Source organism: Mesorhizobium sp. M1050 (genome assembly GCF_040318715.1).
GTDB lineage: Bacteria > Pseudomonadota > Alphaproteobacteria > Rhizobiales > Rhizobiaceae > Mesorhizobium.
Map to the genome: position 1 here is coordinate 11768 of NZ_JAMYMV010000017.1, position 25010 is coordinate 36777.

Consider the following 25010-nt stretch of genomic DNA (forward strand, 5'->3'; position numbering starts at 1 on the left):
TACAGCGTTCGTTGCGCGCCCGAGGGGATGCGCCACGCTGTAGCAGCGCAAACGGACAAAGGCCACATGGACGACAACGACAAGAAATTCCGACCCAAGAAGGGTCCGGCCAGGAGCGGCTCGAAAGCGGCGGGACCCCGCGGCCGTGATGGCGCCGCCGGCAAGGGCGGCAAGCCGTCCTTTGGCGCCAAGAAACCCTACGCGCCGCGCGGCGATCGGCCGATGGCCGCCGAGGGCGAGCGGCCGAAGCGCGATTTCAAGGGCGGCGACAGGCCATTCAGCAAAGGCCCGCGTCCCGAAGGCAAGCCTTTTGAGAAGCGTGAGGGACCACGCAAGCCCTACGCACCGCGTGGCGACCGTCCGATGGCGTCTGAAGGCGAGCGCAGGCCCTATGAAAAGCGCGAAGGGCCGCGCAAGCCCTATGCACCGCGCGGCGACCGGCCGATGGCGGCTGAAGGCGAACGGCCGAAGCGCGACTACAAGCCGCGCGAAGCCGGTGAGGGTGGCGCTCCGCGCGGTGAGAGACCATTCCACAAAGGCCCGCGCCCCGAAGGCAAACGCTATGAAAAGCGCGAAGGGCCACGCAAACCCTATGCGCCGCGTGGCGACCGCCCGGCTGCAGCGGCGGAGGGCGGCGAAAAGCGTTTCGACCGCCCCACGCGCGATTTTGGCGACCGCGCACCGCGCGACTTCGCTGATCGCCCCAAGCGCGATTTCAGCGACCGTCCCAAGCGCGACTTTGGCGATCGACCGCAAAGCGCATCGGGTGGCAGCTTCAAGCCACGCCCGCGTCCCGCCGACGCTGCCGAAGAGGCAGGCGAACGCATCGCCAAGCGGCTGGCGCGCGCCGGTCTGGCCTCGCGCCGTGATGCCGAGGAGCTGATCGCCGCCGGTCGCGTCAAGGTCAATGGCCGCGCCCTGACGTCGCCGGCCTTCAATGTCATGCCTGATGACATCATCCATCTCGACGGCATGGAAATCCCGCCGATCGAGCGCACCCGCCTGTTCCTCTTCCACAAGCCGGCCGGCGTCGTCACCACCAACCGCGATCCCGAGGGCCGCAAGACTGTTTTCGACGTGCTGCCGGCTGAATTGCCGCGGCTGATGACCATCGGCCGGCTCGACATCAACACCGAAGGCCTGCTGCTGCTTACCAACGATGGCGGCCTGTCGCGCGTGCTCGAACTGCCGGCCACCGGCTGGCTGCGCCGCTACCGCGTACGCGTCCACGGCAAGGTCGAGGAGAGCGCGCTTGCCGGCCTGCGCGAAGGCATTGCCGTCGACGGTGTCTTTTACGGCGCCATCGAAGCGACGCTCGACCGTGAGCAGGGCACCAATGCCTGGCTGACGATCGGCCTGCGCGAGGGCAAGAACCGCGAAGTCAGGAACATCCTCGGCTCGCTCGGCCTTGATGTGACGCGGCTGATCCGCATCTCCTACGGTCCGTTCCAGCTCGATGACCTCGCCGAGGGCCATGTGCTGGAGATCAAGGGCAGGGTGCTGCGCGACCAGCTTGGCGAGCGCCTGGTCGAGGAATCCGGCGCCAATTTCGACGCCGAGGTCACCAAGCCGTTTTCCAACAAGCCGGTGCGTCGCACCGAAATCCGCGAGCCGGAGCCGGAACGGCCAAAATTCACCCGTGATGGCGAGCGCCGTCCGATCGGCGAGGGCGGTTTGATCAAGAACCGCAAACGCCGCGAAGGCAGCCGCGACGAGGCGCTGGGCAAGCTATCGACCAGTCCCGACAGAAGCTCCGCACCGGAAAAGAGTTTCGGCGAACGCGGCCCGCGGCCCGAGCGCAGCTTTGGCGACAAGCCCCGCGGCAATTTTGGCGACAAGCCGCGCGGCGGCTTTGGCGACAAACCGCGTGGTGCTTTTGGCGGCAAGCCCGGTGGCAAGAAATCCGAGCGCGAGCAGCGGCCGATCGAGCCGCCCGGCCAGCGCAAGGCCAATGTCTGGATGGCGCCGGGCGCGCGGCCGATCGGCAAGGGCAGGGCTGAAGCCGATGCGGCCAAGGCCGCTGACGCCAAGGCGCGCAAGGCGTCGTTCAAGCCGTCCTATGGCAAACCGGCCGGCGCAAAGCCATTCGGCAAGCCGAGAGGCGAGCCGGGCGGCGGCGAGCGGCCGCGCGGCGGCCCGAAGGGTCCCAGAACGAAATGAGGCCCAAAGCGAGATGAGAATTGTCGGCGGTGAGTTTCGCGGGCGTCCCTTGGCGACGCCTCGCTCAAGCGCCATCCGTCCGACGACCGATCGCACCCGCGAGGCCGTCTTCAACGTGCTGGCGCATCGCTTCGCGGAGAAACTCGACGGAGCGCGCGTGCTCGACCTGTTCGCCGGCACCGGTGCGCTCGGGCTCGAAGCACTGTCGCGCGGTGCGTCCTACGGCGTCTTCATCGAGGAGTCGGCCGAAGGCCGTGGCCTGATCCGCGACAATGTCGAGGCCTTCGGCCTGACCGGCCGTACCAAGATCTTCCGCCGTGATGCCACCGGCCTCGGCGAGGCTGGCACGCTTGCGCCCTTCGGCCTCGTCTTCGCCGACCCGCCCTACGGCAAGGGTCTTGGCGAGCGTGCCCTGCAGTCGGCCAAGGCCGGCGGCTGGCTCCGTCCCGGCGCGCTGTGCGTGGTCGAGGAGGCCGCAGTGGCGCCCTTCGAGCCAGGCCCCGGCTTTTCCGTGCTGGATGAGCGCAGTTACGGCGAGACGGTGATCCGCTTCATCGAGGCGGGCTGATAGCTTTTGACGCCCGGCCTCTTTGCCGCCGCCTTTGACGGCAAGATGGCCAACAATTCACTTTGCTTGTGGTTCATACCCTGCCTATCGTCTGCCAAGGAAATCGGAGCCGTTGATGACATCTAGGGCTGAATGGCTGCGCGGGACTCTGCTGGCGACCTCGCTGGCTTTCGTCATGACCGGCCCGGCGCTGGCCGAGAGCCTCGTCTTGCCCGATACGATTCCAGCCACGTTCAAGGTCACGGATTTCCTGCTCGACAACGGCATGGAGGTCGTCGTCATTCCCGACCACCGCGCACCGATCGTCACCCATATGGTCTGGTACAAGATCGGCAGCGCCGACGAGCCGCCGGGCAAGTCCGGCATTGCCCATTTCTTCGAGCACCTGATGTTCAAGGCGACGACCCATCATGCGGCCGGCGAGTTCGACCGCGCCGTCTCCGACATCGGCGGCTCCAACAACGCCTTCACCTCTTACGACTACACGGCCTTCCATGAGACGGTTGTGCCGTCGGCGCTCGAGCTGATGATGAGCTTCGAGGCCGACCGCATGCGCAATCTCATCCTCACCGACGATGTGATCAAAACCGAGCGCGACGTCATCCTTGAGGAGCGCCGCTCGCGCATCGACAACAATCCCGAGGCCGTGCTGGACGAGGAGGTCGACGCCACGCTGTGGCAGAACCAGCCCTATCGCATCCCGGTCATCGGCTGGATGCAGGAAATGCGGCAGCTGAACCGCACCGACGCCACCGCCTTTTATGACAAATACTACCGGCCCAACAACGCCGTGCTGATCGTGGCCGGCGATGTCGAACCGGACACGGTGCGGACGCTTGCCGAAAAGACCTATGGCAAGGTCGCGCGCGGCCCCGATTTACCGCCGCGCATCCGCCCGGTGGAACCGGAGCAGAACACCAGGCGCACGGTAACGCTCGCCGATGCCCGCGTCAGCGTGCCGAGCTTTTCCACCCAATGGGTGGTGCCGTCCTATCATTCGGGCAAGCCGGGCGAGGCGGAAGCGCTCGATCTGCTGGCGGAAATCCTCGGCGGCGGCAACCGCAGCCGGCTCTACCAGGCCCTCGTCGTGCAGCAAGGCATCGCCTCCAACGCCGGCGCCTATTTCCAGGGCACCATGCTCGACGACACCAATTTCACCATCTACGGCTCGCCGCGCGGCGATGCCAAGCTCGTCGATCTCGAGGCGGCGGTCGATGCCGAGGTGGCTCGCATCGTCAGGGATGGCGTGACGCCCTCGGAGCTGGCAAAGGCCAAGGACCGCTATATCAGGTCGATGGTCTTTGCCCGCGACAAGCAGGATTCCATGGCCAACATCTACGGCTCGACGTTGGCCACCGGCGGCAATGTGCAGGACGTCCAGCAATGGCCGGATCGCATCGGCAAGGTCACCGCCCAAGACGTCAAGGCCGTCGCCGCGCGCTATCTGGTGCTTGCCCGGTCGACGACCGGTTATCTCTTGCCGCAGCAACAGGCGGGGAATTGATTCGATGACGAACACGAACGCGATGCACGCCGGCGCGCCCTTACCTTCTCCCACAAGGGGAGAAGGAAGAGCGCTCGCCGCCCTCGCAACCCTCTTCCTCTCAATCGTCTTCCTGATCCTGCCGGCACTTACGGCACGTGCCATGGACATCCAGTCCGTCACCTCGCCAAAGGGTATCACCGCTTGGCTGGTGGAGGACTATTCCGTGCCGATCGTCGCCATCCGCTTCGTCTTCGGCGGCGGCTCGACGCAGGATCCGCCGGGCAAGGAAGGGTTGGCCAATCTGATGACCGGCCTGTTCGACGAAGGTGCCGGGCCGCTGGACTCGGAAGACTTCCAGATCAAGCTCGACGATGCCGGCGCCGAGATGAGTTTCGAAGAGAGCCGCGACGGCACCTACGGCTCGATGCGCATGCTGGCCGAGCAGCGCGACGAGGCGTTCGACCTCCTGCGGCTGGCGGTCAACGAGCCGCGCTTCGACCAGTTGCCGATCGATCGCATCCGGGCTCAGATACTGTCCGGCATCATCGCCGGCGAGAACGACCCCGATACGGTCGCGCAGAGCAAATGGGCGCGGGCACTCTACGGCGACCACCCCTATTCCCGCTCGGACGAGGGCACCAGGGAGAGCATCGCCGCCATCAAGCCGGACGACCTGAAAGCCCTGCACAGGGCTGTGTTCGCGCGCGGCGGCCTGCATGTCGCGGTGGTTGGCGCCATCGACCCCGAGACGCTGAAGAAGAAGCTCGACATGGTGTTTGGCGGCCTGCCGCAAAACCAGGCGCTCGCTCCCGTGGCCGATATCGACCCCAAGCTGGCGCAGCATGTCGAGGTCGACTACGACCTGCCCCAGACCTCGCTGCAACTCGCCTATCCCGGAGTGAAGCGCAAGGCGGCGGATTTCTTTCCCGCCGTGCTGATGAACGAGATCCTCGGCGGCGGCACCTTCACCTCGCGGCTGTTCCAGGAGGTGCGCGAAAAGCGCGGGCTGGCCTACAGCGTCAACTCCTCGCTGATCAATCAGGACCACGCCAATGCGCTGATCGTCAGCACCGGGACCCGCTCGGACCGGGCGGCCGAGACGCTGGCTATCGTCCGCGATGTGGTCAAGCAACTGGCCGATGAAGGCCCGACCGAAGCGGAGCTGGCGGCGACCAAGAAATACATGATCGGCGCCTACGCCATCAACAACCTGGACTCGTCGAGTGCCATTGCCTCGACGCTGGTCGAGCTGCAGCTCGACGGTCTCGGCATCGACTACATGCAACGCCGCGCGAGCTACATCAACGCGGTGACGCTCGACCAGGTCAAGGCGGCGGCGAAAAAGCTGCTGACCACAGAGCCGACCATCATGGTCATCGGCCCGAAACTGGCAGGGGCCGGCAAGGGATGAGCCCGACCTTCGGCATCGCCTTCGGCGGCGGCGGTGCGCGTGGGCTGGCGCATATCCATGTCATCGAGGCGCTGGACGAGCTGGGCATCAAGCCCGTGGCGATTGCCGGCTCGTCGATCGGCGCCATTATGGGCGCGGGCATGGCCGCCGGAATGACCGGCAAGGACATCCACGACTATGCCCGCGCGATTCTCGGCCGCCGCGCCCAGGTGGCGAGCCGCATGTGGCGGGCGAGGCCGGGCACGATCGCCGAAGCCATGCAGGTCCGCGTCAGCCAGTTCAACGTCGAACGGATACTCAAGGCTTTTCTGCCCGAAGCCATTCCCGAAACTTTTGCCGAGCTCAAAATTCCGCTGAAGGTGACGGCGACGGACTATTTCGGCCACAAGCTGGCCGTCTTCGACGATGGCGACCTGCACTCGGCACTGGCGGCGTCAGCGGCCATACCCGCCGTGTTCCGCCCGGTCATGCGCGACGGCAGGCTGCTGATCGACGGCGGCATCTACAACCCCGTGCCCTTCGACCTGATCGAGAACGATGCCGACATCATCATCGGCGTCGACGTCGTCGGCGCGCCGGTAGAGCTCGACCGCAAGCACCCGACCACCGTCGACCTGATATTCGGCGCCACGCAGCTGATGATGCAGTCGATCATCGCCAACAAGCTGAAGCAATGCCGCCCCGACATCCTGGTCCGCCCGGCAGTGTCGAAATACCGCGTGCTCGATTTCCTGAAGATCGACGCCCTGATGAATGAGACGGTTGGCATCAAGGACGAGCTAAAACGGCAGGTGGAGAAGGCGCTGGAGGCGCGGCTTGGCGCTGCCGTCAAAGCGAGGCGGGGAAAGCTGATCGGGTGAAGATGGTGGCGTGCCGGTAAGGCCTGACGCCTATTCTGCTTGCGGACCTGGCTTAAGCGAACAAAAGGCGACATATGGGAACGGTCGCGTTTGACCCGATGCGGCCATGGGCGAGTTCACGACCGAACGGCGGCAATGCGTCTGATGTCGGTCATTCCGGCCGACTTGACCGCGTAATTGCTGGCGCCATCCTGAGGTCGTCGTTACGCCAGAAGCGGTCGTCGAAGCTCAGAAATCGGGTGCCTCGAAGCAATTGGCCTTCAGCCATGTATTCGAGGGTCCGCTCCTGTAGCGGCTATCGGCGCGCTTCGAGATAATGCTTTCGAGCCCCATTTTTTCGATGGCGCGGAAAATCGCTAGCGCACTGCCCTCGAAATGCTCGCTGTACTGGATCTTGCCGGGGCCGTGCTCAACCAGTTGCCACAGCGCCTGCTTGCGCTGCAGCAGCGGCAAGGAGTCTAGATTGCGACCGTCGAGATGGAGGATGTCGAACGCGACGAACACCAGCCGGCTCGGTTCGTTCCAGATCGCGGCTTCCAGCGCAGGGCAATCGGGAGCGCCCTGCTCGCCTGGCACAATGACCTCGCCGTCGATAATGGCAGCCCGGCATGGCAGCTCGACAGCCAGCGCGATGGGCCAGTATTTCGTGGTCCAGTCGCGGCCGTTTTTGCTGTAAAGACGCACGCCGCCTTGATCGATGATGATCTGCGTTCGGTAGCCGTCAAGATTGACCTCGTGCAGCCATCCCTCATCTTCGGGCGGTTCCTTGACCCGAGTCGGGATCAGCGGTGGAATGAACTCCAGCCGGCCGCCGTTCACCTTGGCATGCTTACTCAATGACGCCACCTTTGATCGCGCAGCGGCGGCTGATCGGCACAGGCAGCCCGACGTCCCCCCAACCTGGACGCCTGCCGCCTGTGCCGAGCCCCCGCCGAGCCATTGCGAGCATCCGCGCATCAGGCCGAATTGTCGTTAGCTTCGCATCCACATACTTGTCCTGGCGTACATATCTCGCTCGTTGCGGCGGTCTGGCACCAGGCGGTGTTTCGGCTAATTTCGAGCGAGCTGATTAGTCCATCAAAAGCACCACAGCAGGATGCAGCTTCTTCAGATTCGGCAACGATTTCGATTGCCAGGGTATGTCGGGCGTTCCACGCACGACGAGTCGAACATCGGGATGCTTGCGCACCTCGATGGTAAATTTCGCCAGCAGGTTGATGCCGGAAGAGTTGAGAAAGTGAAGGTCCTTCAGATTGAGCGTAATGGAAGCGGGATTCGAGGCAAGCACACTGGTCGCCAACGCCGTGATAGGCGCACCGGCGTCGGAACTGGCAAGCCGCATCGCACCGTCGAAGAAAATTTCACTTCCTTCAGTCCATACGCGGTAGTCGTCTGTCTTGATTTCCATAGCCTGGCTTCGTTTCATTTAGTTGTGAATTTGCGAGATCGGAATGGAGGCATATGTCTCCACGCAAATCCGATTGCTTTCGTCGGCGGCGCTGAATATCCAAGCCAGGCGCGCGCCGTAGTCGCTCATCAACGTCAGCAATCCAAGTCCGGAGCCTCTTACGTCGGGGTTCGCGGCATTGGCTTCAATTCGCTGTATCAGCAGGTCCATGGGGTCGCCAACCGTGATGTCTGCCAGGAGACTTTGGAACTCGGACGCATCTTCACCATCGACGTCATTCGACACCTTGAGCTTGAAGCATTCCGAATCCATCGACGCCTCGATCAAAATCTCACCCGGTGCGCGAAACCTGACGGCGTTTTCGATGAGTTCGTTGACCAGATATCCAATGCTGTGCCGCACTTCCATGTAGTCATTGCGGGACGACCGGAAGCGCAATGCGAAAAGATCCGCGATGAAGTCCGAGGTCGTGGCACAATGACGCCAACTCAAGTCGAGAGGTCCGTCGAACAGCCGCACGCGACTGACGCTCTCCTTCATCCCGATTGCAACGTCAGGGGTCCCGAACAGCGTTGTCATGGCTATGTGTGCCTTATGATCACGAGGGTGATGTCGTCGTGGATCTTCTGGATCCCGATATGGGCCATCAGATCGTCGATGATGCCGGTCTTGATGTCCTCGGCGCTGCTGCCGCGACGTTTTTGTGCGCTCTCGCAGAGGCGCTCGAATCCGAACAATTTTCTGTCTTGGTCTTCCGCCTCGGTCACTCCGTCCGTATGCAGCACGATCACGTCGCCGCTCCCGAACACGATGTCGCGCGTGGCAATGAACTTCGAGATGTCATTCTCCAGGCCAACCGGCAGACCCAGATCCATCGTGTCGATACGTTCGACGTTCCCGTCCGCACGCACGACGAGAACGTCCTCATGCTGGCCGGATAGCGTTACCCGCTCATCCTCGAAGTCAAGGAAGGCCAGCGAGAGATGCTTGCCGGTGTTCGTCCGCTCGATGTTCTTGTAGATCGCTCTGTTCAGCCGATCCAGAAACTGGTGCGGATCCCTTTCGTTAGTCTCCTGCAGCGCGCGTGCAACGGATTGGACCATGAGCATCAGCACGCCGCTCTCGAGACCATGACCGGTCACGTCGCCGATGCCGATTTTGACCCGTGACCCGTTCTGCAGGACGTCATAATAGTCACCGCCGACCTCGTCGGCCGGCCGCATGTAGGCCGCGATCTCCAGACCCGGAATCGCTTCGAGTTCGAATTGTTTCGGCAGGACCATCATCTGTATCTGCCTGGCGACCGCGAGCTCGGCGCCAAGGCGGACGTTCTCGTCCTGCAGCTTTTCGTTGAGTGCGGAAATCTCCTGATTGGCGTCCCCGAGTTCCCGAGTTCGTTCGTCGACGAGTTGCTCGAGGTTTTCCGTATGAAAGCTGATCTGCTCGGCCATCCGGTTGAAAGCGATTCCTGCCGCTCCAACCTCGTCGCGCGTTGGAATGCTCACGCGGACCGAATAATCTTTGGACTGTAGCCGCTGGGCGGCGCTGGCGAGCGCCCTGAGACCCGCGGTGATCCGCTTCGAAATTCCGAGCACGGCGGCAAAAACTATCAGAAGCGAAACGGCAATCGCAGCGAGCTGAAAAAGCAGGATACGGTTGGTTGCGCGGGAAATACTGTCCTGCGCGGCGAACAGAGACGCATAGATCTCCCGTTCGGGAACGACGATCCCGACCGACATCGTTTCGGACTTGATCGGTCCCGAACTCCACAGATTGGTTGGCTTCAATCTTTTGAGGACAACAATGTAGGGTACGTGTTCGCCCTTGTCGTCGAGCATGATATGCTGAATCACGCCGTCATTGTTCCGGTCGAGAGGCAGCAATGCGATAGCCGGCTGCGTGCTTCCCCGCAGTGACCTCTCCAGGCCAGTGACGCCCTGGCTGCCCGCATCGCTCGATGACGTCAGGCCGATGATTGCCTGGCCCGACGGATTGATCGCCACCACGTTGCCAGTCGACATCGTGAGAAAGCCGAACCCGGTTTCAGCGATCTTCACGCGTTCGACGACTTCCGCGAGTTGGTCGAGAGTGATGTCTGCTCCCGCTGTACCGGCAATACCGGTGTGATCACGCGTCCACAGCGGATGGAAAAAGCTGACGATCAGCTTTCCCGTGATTGCATCGGTGTAGGGCGCCGTCTGGGTAATGTCATCGGGCACCGGCCGAGAGGCCGGATCCCTAGCCCATTGCTGCCACGACCCGTAGATACCCGGAAAGAAGAACTCCCAGAATTCCGCCTTGTTGTGGCCCGGATAGAGCTTGTCGAAGGTCTGTGCCTGGTCCGTATACGGTACGGTCCTAAATATCGGCCGTTCTTTTGGACCAATATAATACATCTGCAGTTTGGATGACCCGCTGGCCATTAGCGTCGGCGCAACGAGGTCCAGGACGGTGCTGTCTTCTATTGCCTGCTGGACGCTTGGCAGCGGACTGTGGTCGGCGCCCAGCAGGTAGCCCCAGACGCTGACCACGGACGGCGCGCCCGGCAGGTTCTGTGCCCAATCGCCCTGCGCGTCATAGACCACCTTTACCGAGCCGGGCGCTTGCTGCGAAAGGGTGGCTCCGACCTGTTGCTGCCTGCTTGGATCGTCGATCTGGGCCTGCAGCACGCCGGCCAACGCCTTGACGTCCCCATGAACTCGATCGAGCAGCAGGTCGACGCTCAGCGCTGTCGATTGGGCATAGGAACGAATGTATTCCTGGTTTGCGGTCGTCAGGCCCTCACCGACTTCCGATGTGGCATCGCGCGACAGCTTTTGAACGTTCCAAAGCGCCAGGCCACCGCTCAAAAGGAGGTCGAACAGCACGGCGCCGCCAACGACCAACACGAATTTCGCTCGAAACGAGCGCAAGCCGAAGCGCGGCGTTCCCTCATCGGCGGCTTTCATTGCGGCCGTCGCCCCGATGCGACCCAGATCGGCCAACCCGCATAACCCTTGGGGTGGAGCGCAGCGAAGATGTGGTCCTCGAAGCCCTGCCGAAACCGCGTGACGAACTCCGGTCCATCGCCGCGTCTGGTCGCCATCTCGCCCGCATAGACATCCGCCCAGGCCGCAATGACATCGGCGAAGTCCTGCGGTTCGCCGTCCAGGTTAGTGACCATAAAGGTCTCCACAAGGATGTCTTCGAATCCGGCTTCCAACAGGTATCGCCGACTCTTAGGCCCGAGCTCGACGTCCATATCGAAATGCCCGAACAGCTTCGCCACCTCGTCGTAGGTCCAGCGAATGCTTTCGCCGCGCGGCTCGCCGAGGCAATGCGAATTCTTTTCGTTCGTGATATAGACCCGACCGCCTGGCTTGCAGATGCGGTAGAGCTCCTTGAGGATGAGTTCAGGTCGATTGAAGATTTGCAGGGAATGTCGGCAGGTGACCAAGTCGAATTGCGCTTCGTCGAGCAGCATCTCCGACGCATCGCCATACGTATATTCGATGCCTCGGATGTCGAACTCCCGCATCACTCGTCGAGCATAGTTCAGGCTTGATCTGGAGTGGTCGAGGGCGACGATGCGTGACGGCTGGAACTCCTTCTGCGCGAGCACAGCGAAATCGCCGATCCCGCAACAGATGTCGGCCATGACGATCCCGGGCCTCATCCCGTGTCGCGGCAAGATTGCCCGCTCGTGGCGCCATGTCATCTTTGTCTGAGTACGCAGGATCGGCACGAACCCGCCTTCCTCAAGGAAGCCCTGCCCCGGATAGAATTCGGTGTCATACTCCTCGACGGTGATGTTCGGTTCAATTCCGCTCAGGCGACCGAATTTTCGCGAGGTCCATCCGACGACGCTTGACGTGATGACGACGAATTTGAGATCGGGCCGAGCGCGACAAGCGTCGATGATGATCCTCGAAAAGATGTGAAACGCGGCGTTGTTCATCTGCGTCAGGCGCCTGACATTGACGTAGAGAACGCCGCGCACACGGCCGATCGCATCGCGAAGCAATGCTATGCTGGGCCCAAGCTCATCGATCGCCTGAGGCCGGACCACTCCCGATATGGAGAACTCCTGGTTGTTCGCGTTATATTGCGCCTTAAAGCGCGGGAGAAGGTCGTATGGGCTCAATTTTGCAAGCCCTCGAGCGGAAGATCCACGACAAGCTTGATTGCATCGCCGTCGGCTTCCTCGATCCAGAGTGTCGCGTTGTAGTCGACAGCCAGTTCCAGGAGTATGACCTCGCGGCTCGGCGGGAGATCCCCAGACACGGAATTGAGGTATCGCTCTCTGGCCTCTATTCCTGCAAGTTGCGACATGGCTTCTTCGTAAAATTGGCGCTCCGCCGGCAAGCAAGGAAATGTCAACTCGATCCTATCTGTCGCGCCATGGCGAGACACCCTGCATGCCAGTTCGCCATCGGCATGACGCGTGCGAAAGGCGACTTCGAGCAATTCGTTGAAGGCGGAGGAAAAAAGATTTGAATGCCGGACCGAGTCAGACCTGTTCTGACTGATCATCCGGGCCATGTATGTCGAGACATAATCGCAGTGTCTCCAGGCTGAGACAAAAGCTTTGATTCCCATGTCGATCTGGATCATGGGTTCAAAGGTCGGTTCGCCGCCAGCCAGGTCATGATGAACAGGTCCCATCGGCATTCTCACTTGTTACTTCAGTATTGAACCCCGCGGAGTGGATGGCCTCCGCGACGAAAAACTTCACCGCCCGTGGTCAGGCAGTCTGGCACCGACTTGAACAATTGCGCGGTATTCCCCTCGATCGTTCCACAAATCCCCACTTCGTCGTTAGCAAAAGGGTTCGAGGCGCTAGAGCGCCCGATTTGATTCCTGCATCGCTCGTGCCATCCTCGGCGGGGACCGCTTGATGAAATCGCCGATCGCCTCGGCTCGGAGAGGCCGCCCCAGGAAATAACCTTGCAGACAATCGCAATTTTCGTTGATCAGCCACCGTGCCTGTGCCGATGTCTCGACCCCCTCGGCAGTGACACTTATCCCTAGGCCGTGCGCCAGGTTCATGATCGATCGCACGATCGTTTGGCTTTTGAGGTCGGTTTCCAGGTCCGCAATGAAATACTGATCGATCTTCAAAGTATCGAAGGGAAAGTTCTTAAGGTAGCTTAGCGATGAGTAGTATGTTCCAAAATCGTCGAGCGAAATACGTATTCCCAGGACGTTCAGGGTATTCAACGTATCGATATTGTCGATCGTCTTCTCAAGCAGGACCGTCTCCGTTATCTCAAGTTCAAGTCTGTCGGCTTCGATTCCAACTGCGTCGATGATCTGGGCGATGGTGTCCGTCAGGGAACCGCTAAGGAACTGGGCTGGTGACAGGTTCACCGCGACTGTCAGCGAGGAAGGCCACGTCAATGCCTGGCGACAGGCTTCCTCGAGCACCCATCGTCCAATCTCTTCCATCAGACCGTCGGCTTCGGCGATCGGTATGAACACATTAGGTGGAATGATTCCGACCTCAGGGTGCCGCCACCGCAGCAGCGCTTCGAAACCGATCACCGACGAGGGGGGCCGAATGAGCGGCTGATACTCCAGATAAAGCTCGCCCCGCTCCAGCGCGGTTCGAAGGCTGCGTCTCAGATTCTCGCGTTGCTCAAGCAAGAGCAGCATCGAACGGTTGAATATTCGAGCGCAGCCGCGTCCATCTGTCTTGGCCGCGTAAAGAGCAATGTCAGCGGCTTTCATCAACTGTTCGCCATCGGTCCCGTGCTCCGGCCCGAAAGCAATTCCGATACTCGAGCCGACGAAGACGGGAATGCCGTTGATGACGAACGGGTTCTTGAACGCGTCGACCAGCGATCCGGCGAGGCGCTCAGCTTCCGCTGGCTGCTCTTTTCCCAATTGAATGACAGCGAACTCATCGCCGGCATACCGGTACGCGGATTCGCCGTCCTGCAGCGCGTCGCGGATACGGCCCGCCGCGAGCTGAAGAAGCGTATCGCCTGCTCCATGCCCAAGCGTGTCGTTGACTGCTTTGAAATCGTCAAGGTCGATCTGCAGCAGGGCGGCTTTCGGCTTCAGTTCACCGAGGGCCGCTAACGCTTGCTGAAGCCGCTCGCCGAATCGCCGCCGATTCTGCAGTCCGGTCAGCATGTCGTGCGTCGCCTGATGGAGCAGAATTACATGCTCTTGCTCGTCCGTCATGGTGCGCCCATCGCGCCCCCTTGATTCAATGATTCCCACACCATTTGCAGTGGCGAAAACAAAAACGGACCGCAGCACTTCGCCCGATGACCGCGGCAAATCGATGCTTGCGGGTGAGCCACCGTGGAACACACGAAGAAATTCGCCGCGATACCTCGCATCGAGGAAGCTCGGGTAGATCTCCCAAAGGGCGGCACCCGGTGTCACCGCGCCTCCGTACACGCCCCTGAGCTTGGTTGCGTAGTGGGTCAGACAGAAGTCGCGGTCGTAGAACGACAAAAGCTCGGTCGTGTTGGCCAAAAGGTCAGCGAGAAGCGCTTCGCCGGGACGTCGAACATCGCTTGAGGAAGGCCCGTCACTCCCCTTGCCGACGCCTGATGCCTCTGGAGCCAAGAGCCACCTCCATAAGCGGCGCGAATCCACGCCGCCAGTTCAAAAATAACATAACTATCAAGTTTGGCAAACTTTTAACTCGCAGTCTTAACAAGTGCGGCATACGGCATAGGTGCAATGCGTGCTCCGCTGTGGTTTTCGACGATAATGATCAACAGTCACAGTTGGTTAATAATTCGGGAATTGTTTCGAATTGGCTATATGATTGATGGCGCGGTAGACGCGGCACGAAATATTCTGGTCCGTGAGGCGGCGTGGCCTTCCCCTGTTTTGAGCCCGCCCCCTCAACCACCGCCAATCTTGTACTCAGCTTCCGAGCGCTTTGAGCCAACCTTCAAAGGAACACGCCTTCTCGTGTTCAGCAAGCGAAACAGAGTGGGCGGGGCGCGGCAACACCACAGTACTGCGACCTTCGCGGGGGCTGTAACCGAATTCCTTGCTGAATGCTCGGCTGAAATTAGCCGCTGAACTAAACCCGAAGGCCTCAGCGATATCGACAATTCGTCGGCTGTCTGCCGGATCGCTAAGCGCAATATGGGCTGCCAGAAGTCGACGACTTTGTATGTAATGGAGAACACCACCGCTCGGTTCGAATAATTGATAGAGACGAGAGCGCGATACGCCGAGCGCTCGGCACATTGAATCGGGTGCCAGATGAGCCGCATCCAGATTGGTTTGGACATATCGACGCGCTCGCTCCATCAGCGCGACACTCGCCAATTGTTCGGCGGCCGCGGCATGTTCCGCCGGAGGCGCGAGGCAGGCAATGATCATGCTGCGTGTTGCGTGTACGATGCGGGGCAGATCTTCAGCCGTGAGACTGCGCAGTCTCGCTTCTATGCTGTTGACATAGTCGACAAAGAGGTTGGCAAAGTTGCCGGACATAATTGAATTGTTCTTTGCGTCGAGGGTTGACGCCGCATCAGAGAACAAATCACGCGGCAGATAGAGAAAGAGGCTTTCCGAGTCCGTTACCCTCCCGCGAAACGGGTAGCCAAGCGATCTGATCTCCAACTTGCCCGGCTGGTTTTCCGCAACGCGGCGATCGACCTCCGTCCATGACCGGCCGCTACGCGGCAAGACGATGTACCAATGATCGATCGAACTGGATCGGAGCTTCGCGGCGGAACGCATGTAGCTATGTGCCGGCGCGCGCTGTTGAACGATCAGCATGCCACCGAGATTCCAGGCTGTGTGGTCGGCGGGGAAACCATCGTCCAGCGATTTGTCGTCCGGCAAACTAACTTCGACAAGCGGCGCCATTTGCGCTTGCCAAGCGGCGAATTGATCCCCTGGCGCCAGCTCGAGCGTTGAAAAGGACAGAGGTTCCAGCGCCGGCGCGAACGATGGAGCGGCCTCATTGCGGGGTTGGTCTTCGCGCGACCAACGACGTCGCTCACGGTCCCGCGGCTGCCTCGCAGGAGCCTCGTCTTGCCTCTTGGTGTCCATCGCGTGGCGCCATATCCGAATCGGGTATGCCCATGCCCCTTTCAATCATGTGGTGTATTTCAGGCATCTGGCAAGGCCGGCGGAACTCCAGTCGACCGAAACGGCGATCACGCTGGATTACAGTAAGAAATGCATTCCGGGATAAGTTTCTGGATGCGAAGATAACGACACTCCTCAACCTGATGCGTATAAAATCTGGCATCGTGAAATAGTGAGTTGAGGATGTCACCGAAATGACCACAAAGCTCAACGGCGAAGCTCGTCGCAAGGTAATTCTTGAGGGATACGGTAACAATGAGCCGTTGAAAGCTATAGCGGCAAAGATCGGATGCTCGCTGGCCAGTTTGAAAGTCACCGCCAGCAAACTCGGCTGTACACGAACTCCGAAAGCAGCGGCGGAATTTCGACGCGGATTTCAGGTCCCGGAAGACAAGCAGCGAGATTACTACCAGCTTATGACTGCCGGGCAATATAGAGCTCGTGAGTGCGCGCTGATTTTGGGACTCTTAACAGAGCAATCATCAGGTAGCAGGTAAACTGATTCCAATACACCTGTGGACGATATTGTCACCTAAGCATTCCATCGTGACAGCGGTTCATCACTAAAAAGCCCGCCGCAAAGCACGGGCGGCAGGCGCTGAAAGGTTCGCACAGATGCTGCGTCGGCGTTTCAATCACTCCTGCCTCAGCCCTCACGATCTGGCTATTTGCGAACGTGTGTTCGATCGGGTCTGCGCGAATGAACATCTCGACCCTTTAGACCCGGACGCCGAAATCTTGGCGGTGATGGTCGTGGCCATTTTTCAAAATGTTCACACCGGCGAGCGCGAACTGCTGGAGGCGGTCAAGTGTCGTCGGCAAAAGGCTGCGGGAACCGGGCACTAGTATATGTCGCCCAAAAGTGCGCAGCGGTTTTAGTAAAACGAGATGGAAGCAATAACCTAAGGCGTCGCATGAATCCGTTCAGTCACGAAGCTTTAGCCAAGGCACCGGATTTGAAAACCGGCGCGGACACGAGTTCACGGTGGTTCCAATCCCGCTCCATCCGATGGTTGAGATATGCTTCGGAACTTCGGTTTTAGTGCAAACCGACCTCTTAGCCGTGATGTCGGCTGTCGTGTGTGAGTCAGGCAGAGACAATCCCATCTGCTTGAATGCGGGCGCCAGAAGCTGCCATTCCGGTTACGGCCCCCATCAAGTCGCTGACCGCGCTCAGACAGATATGAGATTCTTGCAGTTGAGGAGGGTTCTCCGTAACTCGGGTTGCGAAGCTCGAATCATAGGAGAACCCCATGCAGGTTTTTGGCCTGCCCGGTCATATTCTACCATGATGGAGCGAGACGAGGCAGGTGCGCATCAGCGGGTGCGCGCCGGTCATAAGGAACTTTTCGAGCCGACAGTGACGCGTCATCATGGCACTATCTTCAGGCTGATGGGCGACGGTCTGCTGGCGGAGTTTTCTTCTGTCATCGAGGCGATGGAATGCGCGGTTTCGTTGCGTAAATATCGCGGCGCGACTAGAACAACTTGCTGAGCCTGGCGGTATCTGGGTTTCGGCGAAGGTCGCGCGAGGTTGAGAAGAAGCTGGCTTTCGGCTTTCAGTCGATGGGCCTGCAGAAGGTCAAGAGCATCGCGGAGCCGGTTGAGGCATACCGTGTTACGACCGACGGCAAGGCCAAGCCCATGCGCACGAGCCGCAGCCGCTCGCGGCTGCCGGCGACAGCGTGGTTGCCTCAACAGGGAAGTTCGAAATCCTCTTGGTTCGCGAATCCCCCTGATTGCACGCTGCGGTGCGATATTCTGCAAGATAGCCACCCAACCACCGACGATAGCCGCATTGCTCTCGACAAGAGCACTCCCGCCGCAGACCACCTAGCTGGCAGACACTTGGCTGATCCCGGCATCGACCCAGGCACGCGTCTGCTCAAGCACTTCATCCGACAGCGCGGGATCGTCGATCGCCCGGGCGAGGATCACTGCCCCCACCATCGCCGCAAAGCTTCCGATCGCCGCGCGGCGTCTGTCCGCCGCTTCCAGCTTCGGGAGCGCCTTGCCAATATGGTCGATCTGCGATCGAAGGCCCTCTGTCATGGCTGAGCGGGCAGCCGGGGTCTGATGGCGGACAGCCGCGGCAAGACCCGCCGTCGGACAGCCGCCGGCGGCGTTGTCGCGATGACGGGGCGAAAGATAGGACGCCACATAAGCGCGAAGATCGCCCCCTCCAACTGAGTCCGCGGCGAGGACGTGGGCAAGGGTCTGCGCGATCAGGTCGTCCTTCGAACTGAAGTGACCATAGAAGCCGCCATGGGTGAGCCCGGCGGCTTTCATTACTTCCGCCACGCTGACCGCGTCGAACCCCTTCTCGCGAAACAGTCGGCTGGCCGCATCCAATATCCGGTGACGGTTCTCCGCCATCTGCTCTCGACTGACCTTCATTTCAAAATTCTCCGTCGGCCCCGTTGACATTTACATGATGCCCATCATATTTAGCAGCAATCATGATGATCGTCATGAATATAGGTTCCATCAGAGAAAAGAGCAATGCCATGACCACCATTCCATCAGTCCTCATCACCGGCGCCTCCACGGGCATCGGCGCTTCCTATGCCGAACGGTTCGCCCGCCGCGGACACGACCTCGTGCTGGTTGCCCGTGACGTGGCACGAATGGAGGCACTGGGAGCCCGGCTCCGTCAGGAAACTGGCGTTGCGATCGACATCATCCAGGCTGATCTTACGCAGCCTGCCGAGCTTGCAACGATAGAGACGAGGCTGCGCGACGACGCCCGCATCGGGATTCTCGTCAACAATGCCGGAACAGCCATCGGCGGAAGCTTCATCGAGCAGAGGACCAATGACGTCGCCCGGCTCGTTGCGCTCAACACGACCGCGCTTCTGCGACTTGCCAGCGCCATCGCCCCGCGACTTGCGAAGGCGGGTGCAGGGGCGATCGTCAACATCGGTTCCGTGGTCGGGTTGGCGCCGGAGTTCGGCATGACGGTCTACGGCGCAACCAAAGCCTTCGTGCTGTTCCTGTCGCAGGGGCTCAGCCTCGAGCTTGAGCCGAAGGGCGTCTACGTCCAAGCCGTGCTACCCGCCACGACGCGAACCGAGATCTGGGGCCACGTCGGCGCCGACATCAACTCGCTCTCCAACGTCATGGAGGTGGACGATCTGGTTGACGCGGCGCTGGTCGGCTTCGACCGCCGCGAACCGGTGACCATCCCGCCACTCCCCGATGCCGGTCAGTGGGACGCGCTTCAGGCCGCGCGCCAGGCCATGCTTCCGAACTATCGGAACGAACATCCCGCCGAGCGGTACCGCAAGGTCGCCTGAGCACCAATGAATCCATTTGATAACGACCTCGTCGCGGCGGGGACAAACAAGGTGACCTATGACCAACAAAGCACTTTTTGAGCCTTATTCTCTCGGCTCGCTGACGCTCTCCAATCGTATCGTCATGGCGCCCCTCACACGCAATCGCGCTGGCCCGGGCTTCGTTCCGGGCGATCTTGTCGCCGAGTATTACGGCCAGCGGGCCTCCGCCGGGCTGCTGATCTCCGAGGCCACGCAGATCTCGCGGCAGGGACAAGGTTACCAAGACACGCCCGGCATCCACTCCCAGGCTCAGATCGACGGCTGGCGCAAGGTCACGACAGCCGTGCACGCCAAGGGCGGGCGTATCTTCCTGCAGCTCTGGCACGTCGGCCGCGTCTCGCACGTCGATCTGCAGGAGAACGGCGCCGCGCCCGTGGCGCCCTCAGCAATCCGGGCCGCGACCAAGACGTTCGTGAACAACAGCTTTGTCGAGGTTTCGGAGCCCCGCGCGCTGGGGCTCGACGAGCTTGCGGGGATCGTCAACGATTTCCGGCAAGCAGCCGCGAACGCCATTGAGGCCGGTTTCGATGGCGTCGAGATTCATGGCGCCAACGGCTATCTGCTGGACCAGTTCGCCAAGGACGGTGCCAATGTCCGCACCGATGCTTATGGCGGATCGGTCGAGAACCGCGCCCGGCTTATGCTGGAGGTTGCGACTGCGGTGGTCGAGGAGATCGGCGCAGAGCGCACCGGCATCCGGATTTCGCCCGTCTCGCCCGCCAACGGCGTCTCGAGCAGTGCCCCCCAGGCGCAGTTCGACTATATCGTCGATCAACTCGACGCTTTGGGCATCGTCTATATCCATGTCGTCGAGGGCGCCACGGGCGGATCGCGCGATGTCGCGCCGTTCGACTTCGGATCGCTCCGCCGGCGCTTCAACAATACCTATGTCGCCAATAACGGCTATGACCTCGAACTCGCGGCGTCGCGGCTCGCCGAGGGCAAGGCGGACCTGTTCGCCTTCGGGCGCCCGTTCATCGCCAATCCTGACCTTGTGGAACGGCTGAAGACGCGCACGCCGCTGACGGAATTCAACTCGGCGACGCTCTATGGCGGCGGCTCCGCTGGCTATACCGACTATCCCGCGATCGCCGCCTCAAGCCGCCCATGAGCTATCGGAGGGCGGCGGCTGCGAGGCAGCCATCCCACGTGACAGGAGCCCCTCAGTCCTTGGCCCGCTCCACATAAGCCCCATCGGCCGTCATCACCACCACGCGGGTGCCCGGCGCGATGTGCGGGGGCACCAGCGTGCGCACGCCGTTGGACAGCACGGCCGGCTTGTAGGATGAGGAGGCCGTCTGTCCCTTGGTCGTCGGCTCGGTTTCGACCACTTCGAAGGTGGCGCGCTGCGGCAGCACCAATGAGATGGCAATGCCGTTGAACTGCGACAACTGCACGGCCATGCCTTCCAGCAGGTAAGGCGCCATGTCGCCGACGACGGCTTCCGACACCGCCACCTGGTCGTAGGTTTCCGGGTTCATGAAGTGAAAGCCTTCGCCGTCGCGATAGAGGAAGGTGTGCTCGCGCTCTTCGACATAGGCGCGCTCCACCTGTTCGGTGGTGCGGTAGCGCTCCGAAACCTTCACTCCGTCGCCGATGCGGCGCATGTCGAGCTGCGTCACCGGCGTGCCCTTGCCTGGGTGGATGTTTTCGGCAAAGAGGATCACATAAAGCTTGCCGTCCTTTTCGACGACATTGCCTTTGCGGAGCGAACTGGCGATGACTTTCACCACGGTTTTAAATCCTGCGATAGTTGATTGGCGTTTGCCGGCTTGTGCGGCGCTGGATGGGGGCCTACCGCATCTTGGCCGCCGCCGCCAGCCCCCCTCCACCATGATCTGGGCCCCATGACCGAAGCTTCACCCTGGTGGACGCCGCATGTCCATGCCGACCGCCGCCCGCGGCTGATGCTGCGCAATGCCATCGCCGCCAGCCTGCGCGACTGGTTCGCCGCCCATGATTTCGTCGAGGTGGAAACGGCGGCCCTGCAGGTCTCGCCCGGCAACGAGGCGCATCTGGCGGCCTTCGCCACGGAAGCGATAGGGCCGGACGACGCGCGGTCGCCGCTCTATCTCCACACCTCGCCGGAATTCGCCTGCAAGAAGCTGCTTGCCGCCGGCGAGCAGCGCATCTTCAGCTTCGGTCCGGTCTACCGCAACCGCGAGCGCGGCCCCTTGCACCATCCCGAATTCACCATGCTCGAATGGTACCGGGTCGGCGAAGGCTATGAGAGCCTGATGCGGGATTGCGCCGCCTTTCTGGCGCTGGCCGCGACAAGGGCAGGGGCGACGCGCTTTTCCTTCCGCGGCCGAGACTGTGATCCGTTCGCCGAGCCGGAACGGCTAACGGTTGCGGATGCCTTCACCCACTATTCCGGCATCGATTTGCTGGCTACGGTCGCCGCCGACGGCGGCACCGACCGCGACGCGCTGTACGCCGCCTTGACCCGGGCCGGCCTGCGCACCGCACCCGACGACAGCTGGGCCGACCTGTTCAGCCGGGTGATGGTGGAGAAGGTCGAACCGTTCCTCGGGCAGGGGCGGGCGACCATCCTGTGCGAATATCCTGTCGCCGAGGCGGCGCTGGCGCGGCCGAGCTCGATCGACCCGCGCGTTGCCCAGCGCTTCGAGCTCTATTGCTGCGGCGTCGAACTCGCCAACGGCTTTGGCGAACTGACCGATGCCGAGGAGCAGCGCCGGCGCTTTGTCATCGAGATGGATGAGAAACAGCGCATCTACGGTGAGCGCTATCCGCTGGACGAGGATTTCCTCGCCGCCCTAGCCATCATGCCGCAGGCCAGCGGCATCGCGCTCGGCTTCGATCGGCTGGCGATGCTGGCGACCGGCGCACAGAAGATCGAGGACGTCATCTGGACGCCGGTCGCGGCGCCCTGAATCACTCGGTAGCCGTTCCTGACCCGTTCAATGCGCGAAAACCTGCTCCAACGAGCGGAAGCCCTTGAATTCCAGCGCATTGCCCGAGGGGTCGCGGATGAACAGCGTCGCCTGTTCGCCGGGTTCGCCCTTGAAGCGGACCATCGGCCGTTTCAGCCAGTCGATGTCGTCGCGCGCCTCCAGCCGCGTCGCCAGGCGCTGCCAGTCTTCCATCAGCAGCACAGCGCCGAAATGGGGGATAGGCACGGTGATGCCGTCGACCTTGCCGTCACTGGGGGCTTGTGCTGCCTGCGGCCGTAGATGCGCCGACATCTGATGGCCGAACAGGTCGAAGTCCACCCAGGTCGCCGACGAGCGGCCGATCGCGCAGCCCAGCACCTCGCCATAGAAAACGCGGGTTTCATCGAGATCACGGACCGGGAAGGCGAGATGGAAAGGCGTCATCGAAAATGCTCCGAGCAGGCTGCGGACTGGTTATGCGTCGCGGGGTTCGAGATTTGAACCGTCAACCCTGCATTTTGATTGAAGCCTATGCCATTGCACAAGCCGGACCGGAACAATAGATGGGTGGGCAACGACCGGACGTCGGCCGCACCAGCAGGATTTCAGGCATGACCGATATATCAGACGCAGCAAAATTGACCGACCGCGTCGCGGCTCTGGTCGAGGCTGCCAAAAAGGCCGGCGCCGATGCCGCCGACGCGGTGGCCGTGCGCGGCCGCTCGACCGGTGTGTCGGTGCGTCTCGGTAAGGTCGAGGGCACCGAATCGTCCGAGAGCGAGGATGTCGCGCTACGCGTCTTTGTCGGTGGCCGGGTGGCGAGTGTCTCGGCGACGGCGGCCTCGGATCCGAAGATGCTGGCCGAGCGCGCCGTCGCGATGGCGAAAGTGTCGCCGCAGGATCCTTACCAGGGGCTAGCCGACCCGGCATTGCTCGCCAAACAGACGCGCGATCTCGACCTGTTCGATGCCACCGAAGTGTCGGCCGATCAGTTGAAGGAAGCAGCCCTTGCGACGGAAGCGGCAGCCCTTGCCGTCAAGGGCGTGACCAATTCGGCCGGCGCCAGCGCCAGTGCGGGCCTGGGCGGGCTGGTTCTGGCCACCTCGCACGGCTTCCTCGGCCACTATGTCGGCTCGCGTTTCTCGCGCTCGGCCAGCGTCATCGCCGGCGAGGGCACGGGCATGGAGCGCGACTATGAATTCTCCTCGCGCCAGCATTTTGCCGATCTCGACACGCCCGAATACATCGGCCGCAAGGCCGGCGAACGCGCGGTGCGCCGCATCGGCGCGCGCAAGGCGGCGACCGGACCGGTCGACGTGGTGTTCGATCCGCGCGTCGCGCGTGGCATCGCCGGCCATCTTGCCGGCGCTATCAACGGCGCCTCGGTCGCGCGCAAGACATCGTTCCTGCGCGACATGATGGGCAAGCAGGTGGCCGCGTCGGCCATCACCGTCACCGACGAGCCGCTCAGGCGGCGTGGCCAGGCCTCGCGTCCGTTCGACGGCGAAGGCGTCGAGGGCGAAAAGCTGTTGATGGTCGAAAAGGGCGTGCTCAACCACTGGTTCCTGTCGACCTCGGCGGCGCGCGAGCTTGGGCTCGTCACCAACGGACGTGGCGCGCGCAACGGCTCTTCCGTCTCGCCGTCCTCCACCAATCTCGCCATCGAACCGGGCGAGCGCTCGCCGGAAGAGCTGATCAAATCGCTCAAGACCGGCTTCTACGTCACCGAGGTGTTTGGCCAGGGCGTCGACATGGTTACCGGCGAATACAGCCGTGGCGCCTCGGGCTTCTGGATCGAGAATGGTGAACTGGCCTATCCGGTCGCCGAGGTCACCATCGCCTCGAACCTGAAGACCATGTTCCTCAACATGGTGCCGGCAAGCGATCTTGACCGCAATTTCGGCACCGCCGCCCCAACGCTCCTGATCGAAGGGATGACCCTTGCCGGAGCATGACCTGACCACTGCCGGCGCCACCGAGGATTTGGAGCTGCTGCGCGATGCCGCCCGCGAGGCTGGTGTCATCGCCATGCGCTACTTCGGCAACAGCCCACAAGTCTGGATGAAGGGCGGCACATCGCCGGTCAGCGAGGCCGATCACGCCGCCGACGCCTTTCTGCACAAAACGCTGCTGGCGGCGCGGCCGGATTATGGCTGGCTGTCTGAAGAAACAGTCGACGATCCGGTTCGGCTTTCGGCACGCCGCACCTTCGTCGTTGATCCGATCGACGGCACGCGCGGGTTCCTGGAGGGCCAGCGCACCTGGTGCGTCAGCGTTGCCGTCGTCGAGCATGGCCGCTCGTTGGCCGGCGTACTGGAATGTCCGGCGATGGAGGAGACCTATTGGGCGCTGCCCGGTCATGGCGCCTTTCGCAACGGCAAGCGGATTGCGGTGCGCAAGCTGGCAGATCCGGCCGAGATTTCCGGGCTGAAGCAGTTGACCGACCTGATGCCTGCCGAATGGCAGGCGCGGATGAAGCGCGCGCCTTACAGTCCTTCGCTCGCCTATCGGCTGGCCATGATCGCCAATGGCGCGCTGGATGCCACTTTCGTCAAGCCGAACGCGCATGACTGGGACATTGCGGCCGCCGATCTCATCCTGCGCGAGGCCGGCGGCCAGTTGCTCGACCAGCATGGCCGCGCCCCGCTCTATGCCGGCGAGGTGACCCGTCACGGCGCGCTCGCCGCCGGCAGTGGCGAACTGCTGGCCGTGCTCGCCGGCGTCATCGCCGGGCTGGATGCGTGAAAGCGCTTTCCTGAACGAGATGAATTCATCAGGCTCTAAGGTTCCAAAGTCGGCGGCTTTGGTCTAGACCTGTCACAAACTCACGATATGT

Annotated in this window: 23 protein-coding genes and 1 pseudogene; 13 read left to right on the forward strand and 11 right to left on the reverse strand. The window is 61.9% G+C overall.

The window, feature by feature from the left end; translation table 11 throughout:
- Window positions 1-66 precede the first annotated feature (66 nt).
- The 5 genes from NKH57_RS12355 (at window position 67) to NKH57_RS12375 (ending at window position 6485) form a co-directional block, all read left to right on the forward strand.
- Window positions 67-2160 (forward strand): pseudouridine synthase, encoded by a 2094-nt coding sequence (locus tag NKH57_RS12355; RefSeq protein WP_352944478.1) that lies wholly within the window; start codon window positions 67-69, stop codon window positions 2158-2160.
- Between the two features lie 13 nt (window positions 2161-2173).
- A complete protein-coding gene (gene rsmD / locus NKH57_RS12360; protein ID WP_031261126.1) occupies window positions 2174-2728 on the forward strand; it encodes a 16S rRNA (guanine(966)-N(2))-methyltransferase RsmD in 555 nt (184 codons plus the stop codon).
- A gap of 115 nt (window positions 2729-2843) precedes the next feature.
- Window positions 2844-4232 carry a M16 family metallopeptidase gene (locus NKH57_RS12365; protein WP_352598924.1) on the forward strand — a complete coding sequence of 463 codons (1389 nt, stop codon included), beginning with the start codon at window positions 2844-2846 and terminating at the stop codon, window positions 4230-4232.
- A 4-nt stretch (window positions 4233-4236) separates the two neighbouring features.
- Entirely contained in the window at window positions 4237-5625 is a 1389-nt protein-coding gene (locus NKH57_RS12370) for a M16 family metallopeptidase (RefSeq protein WP_502907279.1), read from the forward strand.
- Window positions 5622-6485 carry a patatin-like phospholipase family protein gene (locus NKH57_RS12375; RefSeq protein ID WP_352944481.1) on the forward strand — a complete coding sequence of 288 codons (864 nt, stop codon included), beginning with the start codon at window positions 5622-5624 and terminating at the stop codon, window positions 6483-6485. Before NKH57_RS12370 ends, NKH57_RS12375 begins: the two co-directional genes overlap by 4 nt.
- Before the next feature lie 228 nt (window positions 6486-6713).
- On the opposite strand, the gene NKH57_RS12380 is transcribed toward NKH57_RS12375, so the two are convergent.
- From NKH57_RS12380 to NKH57_RS12415, 8 genes are all read right to left on the reverse strand, one after another.
- A complete protein-coding gene (locus tag NKH57_RS12380; protein ID WP_502907280.1) occupies window positions 6714-7322 on the reverse strand; it encodes an ATP-dependent DNA ligase in 609 nt (202 codons plus the stop codon).
- Window positions 7323-7554: 232 nt separating this feature from the next.
- Complete coding sequence (locus NKH57_RS12385) at window positions 7555-7893, reverse strand: slr1659 superfamily regulator (RefSeq protein ID WP_352663269.1); 339 nt, start codon at window positions 7891-7893, stop codon at window positions 7555-7557.
- 18 nt (window positions 7894-7911) lie between these two features.
- Window positions 7912-8472, reverse strand: coding sequence for a slr1658 superfamily regulator (locus NKH57_RS12390; RefSeq protein ID WP_352944485.1), 561 nt, complete (start codon window positions 8470-8472; stop codon window positions 7912-7914).
- A gap of 2 nt (window positions 8473-8474) precedes the next feature.
- On the reverse strand, window positions 8475-10841 hold the full coding sequence (locus tag NKH57_RS12395) for a SpoIIE family protein phosphatase (protein ID WP_352944487.1): 2367 nt from the start codon (window positions 10839-10841) through the stop codon (window positions 8475-8477).
- Window positions 10838-12016: a methyltransferase domain-containing protein gene (locus NKH57_RS12400; RefSeq protein ID WP_352944489.1), complete on the reverse strand. Its 1179-nt coding sequence runs from the start codon at window positions 12014-12016 to the stop codon at window positions 10838-10840. The genes NKH57_RS12395 and NKH57_RS12400 overlap by 4 nt, the downstream gene beginning before the upstream one ends.
- Window positions 12013-12537, reverse strand: coding sequence for a ubiquinone biosynthesis methyltransferase UbiE (locus NKH57_RS12405; RefSeq protein ID WP_352944491.1), 525 nt, complete (start codon window positions 12535-12537; stop codon window positions 12013-12015). The genes NKH57_RS12400 and NKH57_RS12405 overlap by 4 nt, the downstream gene beginning before the upstream one ends.
- A 174-nt stretch (window positions 12538-12711) precedes the next feature.
- The gene (locus NKH57_RS12410; RefSeq protein ID WP_502907281.1) at window positions 12712-14454 is read right to left on the reverse strand and encodes a putative bifunctional diguanylate cyclase/phosphodiesterase; all 1743 of its coding nucleotides are present in this window, start codon (window positions 14452-14454) and stop codon (window positions 12712-12714) included.
- A gap of 306 nt (window positions 14455-14760) precedes the next feature.
- Window positions 14761-15903 (reverse strand): helix-turn-helix domain-containing protein, encoded by a 1143-nt coding sequence (locus tag NKH57_RS12415; RefSeq protein WP_352487073.1) that lies wholly within the window; start codon window positions 15901-15903, stop codon window positions 14761-14763.
- Window positions 15904-16136: 233 nt separating this feature from the next.
- Between NKH57_RS12415 and NKH57_RS12420 the strand changes: the two genes are divergently transcribed.
- The 3 genes and pseudogenes from NKH57_RS12420 to NKH57_RS12430 all read left to right on the forward strand — a co-directional run.
- Complete coding sequence (locus tag NKH57_RS12420; RefSeq protein WP_352735388.1) at window positions 16137-16439, forward strand: hypothetical protein; 303 nt, start codon at window positions 16137-16139, stop codon at window positions 16437-16439.
- A gap of 118 nt (window positions 16440-16557) precedes the next feature.
- On the forward strand, window positions 16558-16788 hold the full coding sequence (locus tag NKH57_RS12425) for a hypothetical protein (protein WP_031260381.1): 231 nt from the start codon (window positions 16558-16560) through the stop codon (window positions 16786-16788).
- Window positions 16789-17230: 442 nt separating this feature from the next.
- A pseudogene (locus NKH57_RS12430) lies at window positions 17231-17583 on the forward strand (adenylate/guanylate cyclase domain-containing protein); the annotation flags it as partial.
- 192 nt (window positions 17584-17775) lie between these two features.
- Here the strand turns inward: NKH57_RS12430 and NKH57_RS12435 are convergent.
- A complete protein-coding gene (locus NKH57_RS12435; RefSeq protein ID WP_352944575.1) occupies window positions 17776-18339 on the reverse strand; it encodes a TetR/AcrR family transcriptional regulator in 564 nt (187 codons plus the stop codon).
- Window positions 18340-18449: 110 nt separating this feature from the next.
- On the opposite strand from NKH57_RS12435, the gene NKH57_RS12440 reads away from it, so the two are divergent.
- Complete coding sequence (locus NKH57_RS12440) at window positions 18450-19238, forward strand: SDR family NAD(P)-dependent oxidoreductase (protein WP_352944496.1); 789 nt, start codon at window positions 18450-18452, stop codon at window positions 19236-19238.
- 58 nt (window positions 19239-19296) lie between these two features.
- Complete coding sequence (locus NKH57_RS12445) at window positions 19297-20391, forward strand: alkene reductase (protein ID WP_352944498.1); 1095 nt, start codon at window positions 19297-19299, stop codon at window positions 20389-20391.
- A 52-nt stretch (window positions 20392-20443) separates the two neighbouring features.
- On the opposite strand, the gene efp is transcribed toward NKH57_RS12445, so the two are convergent.
- Window positions 20444-21013: an elongation factor P gene (gene efp / locus NKH57_RS12450; protein WP_023762108.1), complete on the reverse strand. Its 570-nt coding sequence runs from the start codon at window positions 21011-21013 to the stop codon at window positions 20444-20446.
- A 114-nt stretch (window positions 21014-21127) separates the two neighbouring features.
- On the opposite strand from efp, the gene epmA reads away from it, so the two are divergent.
- Entirely contained in the window at window positions 21128-22174 is a 1047-nt protein-coding gene (epmA, locus tag NKH57_RS12455; RefSeq protein ID WP_352944500.1) for an EF-P lysine aminoacylase EpmA, read from the forward strand.
- A 27-nt stretch (window positions 22175-22201) separates the two neighbouring features.
- Here epmA and NKH57_RS12460 read toward each other — a convergent pair whose 3' ends face one another.
- Window positions 22202-22618, reverse strand: a complete 417-nt coding sequence (locus tag NKH57_RS12460; RefSeq protein ID WP_352944502.1) for a VOC family protein — start codon at window positions 22616-22618, stop codon at window positions 22202-22204.
- A gap of 167 nt (window positions 22619-22785) precedes the next feature.
- Here NKH57_RS12460 and NKH57_RS12465 point away from each other — a divergent pair, with 167 nt between their 5' ends.
- Both NKH57_RS12465 and NKH57_RS12470 read left to right on the forward strand, forming a co-directional pair.
- Window positions 22786-24129, forward strand: coding sequence for a TldD/PmbA family protein (locus NKH57_RS12465; RefSeq protein WP_352944504.1), 1344 nt, complete (start codon window positions 22786-22788; stop codon window positions 24127-24129).
- Complete coding sequence (locus NKH57_RS12470; protein ID WP_352944506.1) at window positions 24116-24919, forward strand: 3'(2'),5'-bisphosphate nucleotidase CysQ; 804 nt, start codon at window positions 24116-24118, stop codon at window positions 24917-24919. Before NKH57_RS12465 ends, NKH57_RS12470 begins: the two co-directional genes overlap by 14 nt.
- Window positions 24920-25010: the final 91 nt, after the last annotated feature.

Excerpts from the sequence above, each read along its gene's own strand:
- NKH57_RS12355 (WP_352944478.1), top strand. The coding sequence starts at position 67 with ATGGACGACAACGACAAGAAATTCCGACCCAAGAAGGGTCCGGCCAGG.
- rsmD (WP_031261126.1), top strand. The coding sequence starts at position 2,174 with ATGAGAATTGTCGGCGGTGAGTTTCGCGGGCGTCCCTTGGCGACGCCT.
- NKH57_RS12365 (WP_352598924.1), top strand. The coding sequence starts at position 2,844 with ATGACATCTAGGGCTGAATGGCTGCGCGGGACTCTGCTGGCGACCTCG.
- NKH57_RS12370 (WP_502907279.1), top strand. The coding sequence starts at position 4,237 with ATGACGAACACGAACGCGATGCACGCCGGCGCGCCCTTACCTTCTCCC.
- NKH57_RS12375 (WP_352944481.1), top strand. The coding sequence starts at position 5,622 with ATGAGCCCGACCTTCGGCATCGCCTTCGGCGGCGGCGGTGCGCGTGGG.
- NKH57_RS12385 (WP_352663269.1), bottom strand. The coding sequence starts at position 7,893 with ATGGAAATCAAGACAGACGACTACCGCGTATGGACTGAAGGAAGTGAA.
- NKH57_RS12390 (WP_352944485.1), bottom strand. The coding sequence starts at position 8,472 with ATGACAACGCTGTTCGGGACCCCTGACGTTGCAATCGGGATGAAGGAG.
- NKH57_RS12395 (WP_352944487.1), bottom strand. The coding sequence starts at position 10,841 with ATGAAAGCCGCCGATGAGGGAACGCCGCGCTTCGGCTTGCGCTCGTTT.
- NKH57_RS12405 (WP_352944491.1), bottom strand. The coding sequence starts at position 12,537 with ATGGGACCTGTTCATCATGACCTGGCTGGCGGCGAACCGACCTTTGAA.
- NKH57_RS12415 (WP_352487073.1), bottom strand. The coding sequence starts at position 15,903 with ATGGACACCAAGAGGCAAGACGAGGCTCCTGCGAGGCAGCCGCGGGAC.
- NKH57_RS12420 (WP_352735388.1), top strand. The coding sequence starts at position 16,137 with ATGACCACAAAGCTCAACGGCGAAGCTCGTCGCAAGGTAATTCTTGAG.
- NKH57_RS12425 (WP_031260381.1), top strand. The coding sequence starts at position 16,558 with ATGCTGCGTCGGCGTTTCAATCACTCCTGCCTCAGCCCTCACGATCTG.
- NKH57_RS12435 (WP_352944575.1), bottom strand. The coding sequence starts at position 18,339 with ATGAAGGTCAGTCGAGAGCAGATGGCGGAGAACCGTCACCGGATATTG.
- NKH57_RS12440 (WP_352944496.1), top strand. The coding sequence starts at position 18,450 with ATGACCACCATTCCATCAGTCCTCATCACCGGCGCCTCCACGGGCATC.
- NKH57_RS12445 (WP_352944498.1), top strand. The coding sequence starts at position 19,297 with ATGACCAACAAAGCACTTTTTGAGCCTTATTCTCTCGGCTCGCTGACG.
- epmA (WP_352944500.1), top strand. The coding sequence starts at position 21,128 with ATGACCGAAGCTTCACCCTGGTGGACGCCGCATGTCCATGCCGACCGC.
- NKH57_RS12460 (WP_352944502.1), bottom strand. The coding sequence starts at position 22,618 with ATGACGCCTTTCCATCTCGCCTTCCCGGTCCGTGATCTCGATGAAACC.
- NKH57_RS12465 (WP_352944504.1), top strand. The coding sequence starts at position 22,786 with ATGACCGATATATCAGACGCAGCAAAATTGACCGACCGCGTCGCGGCT.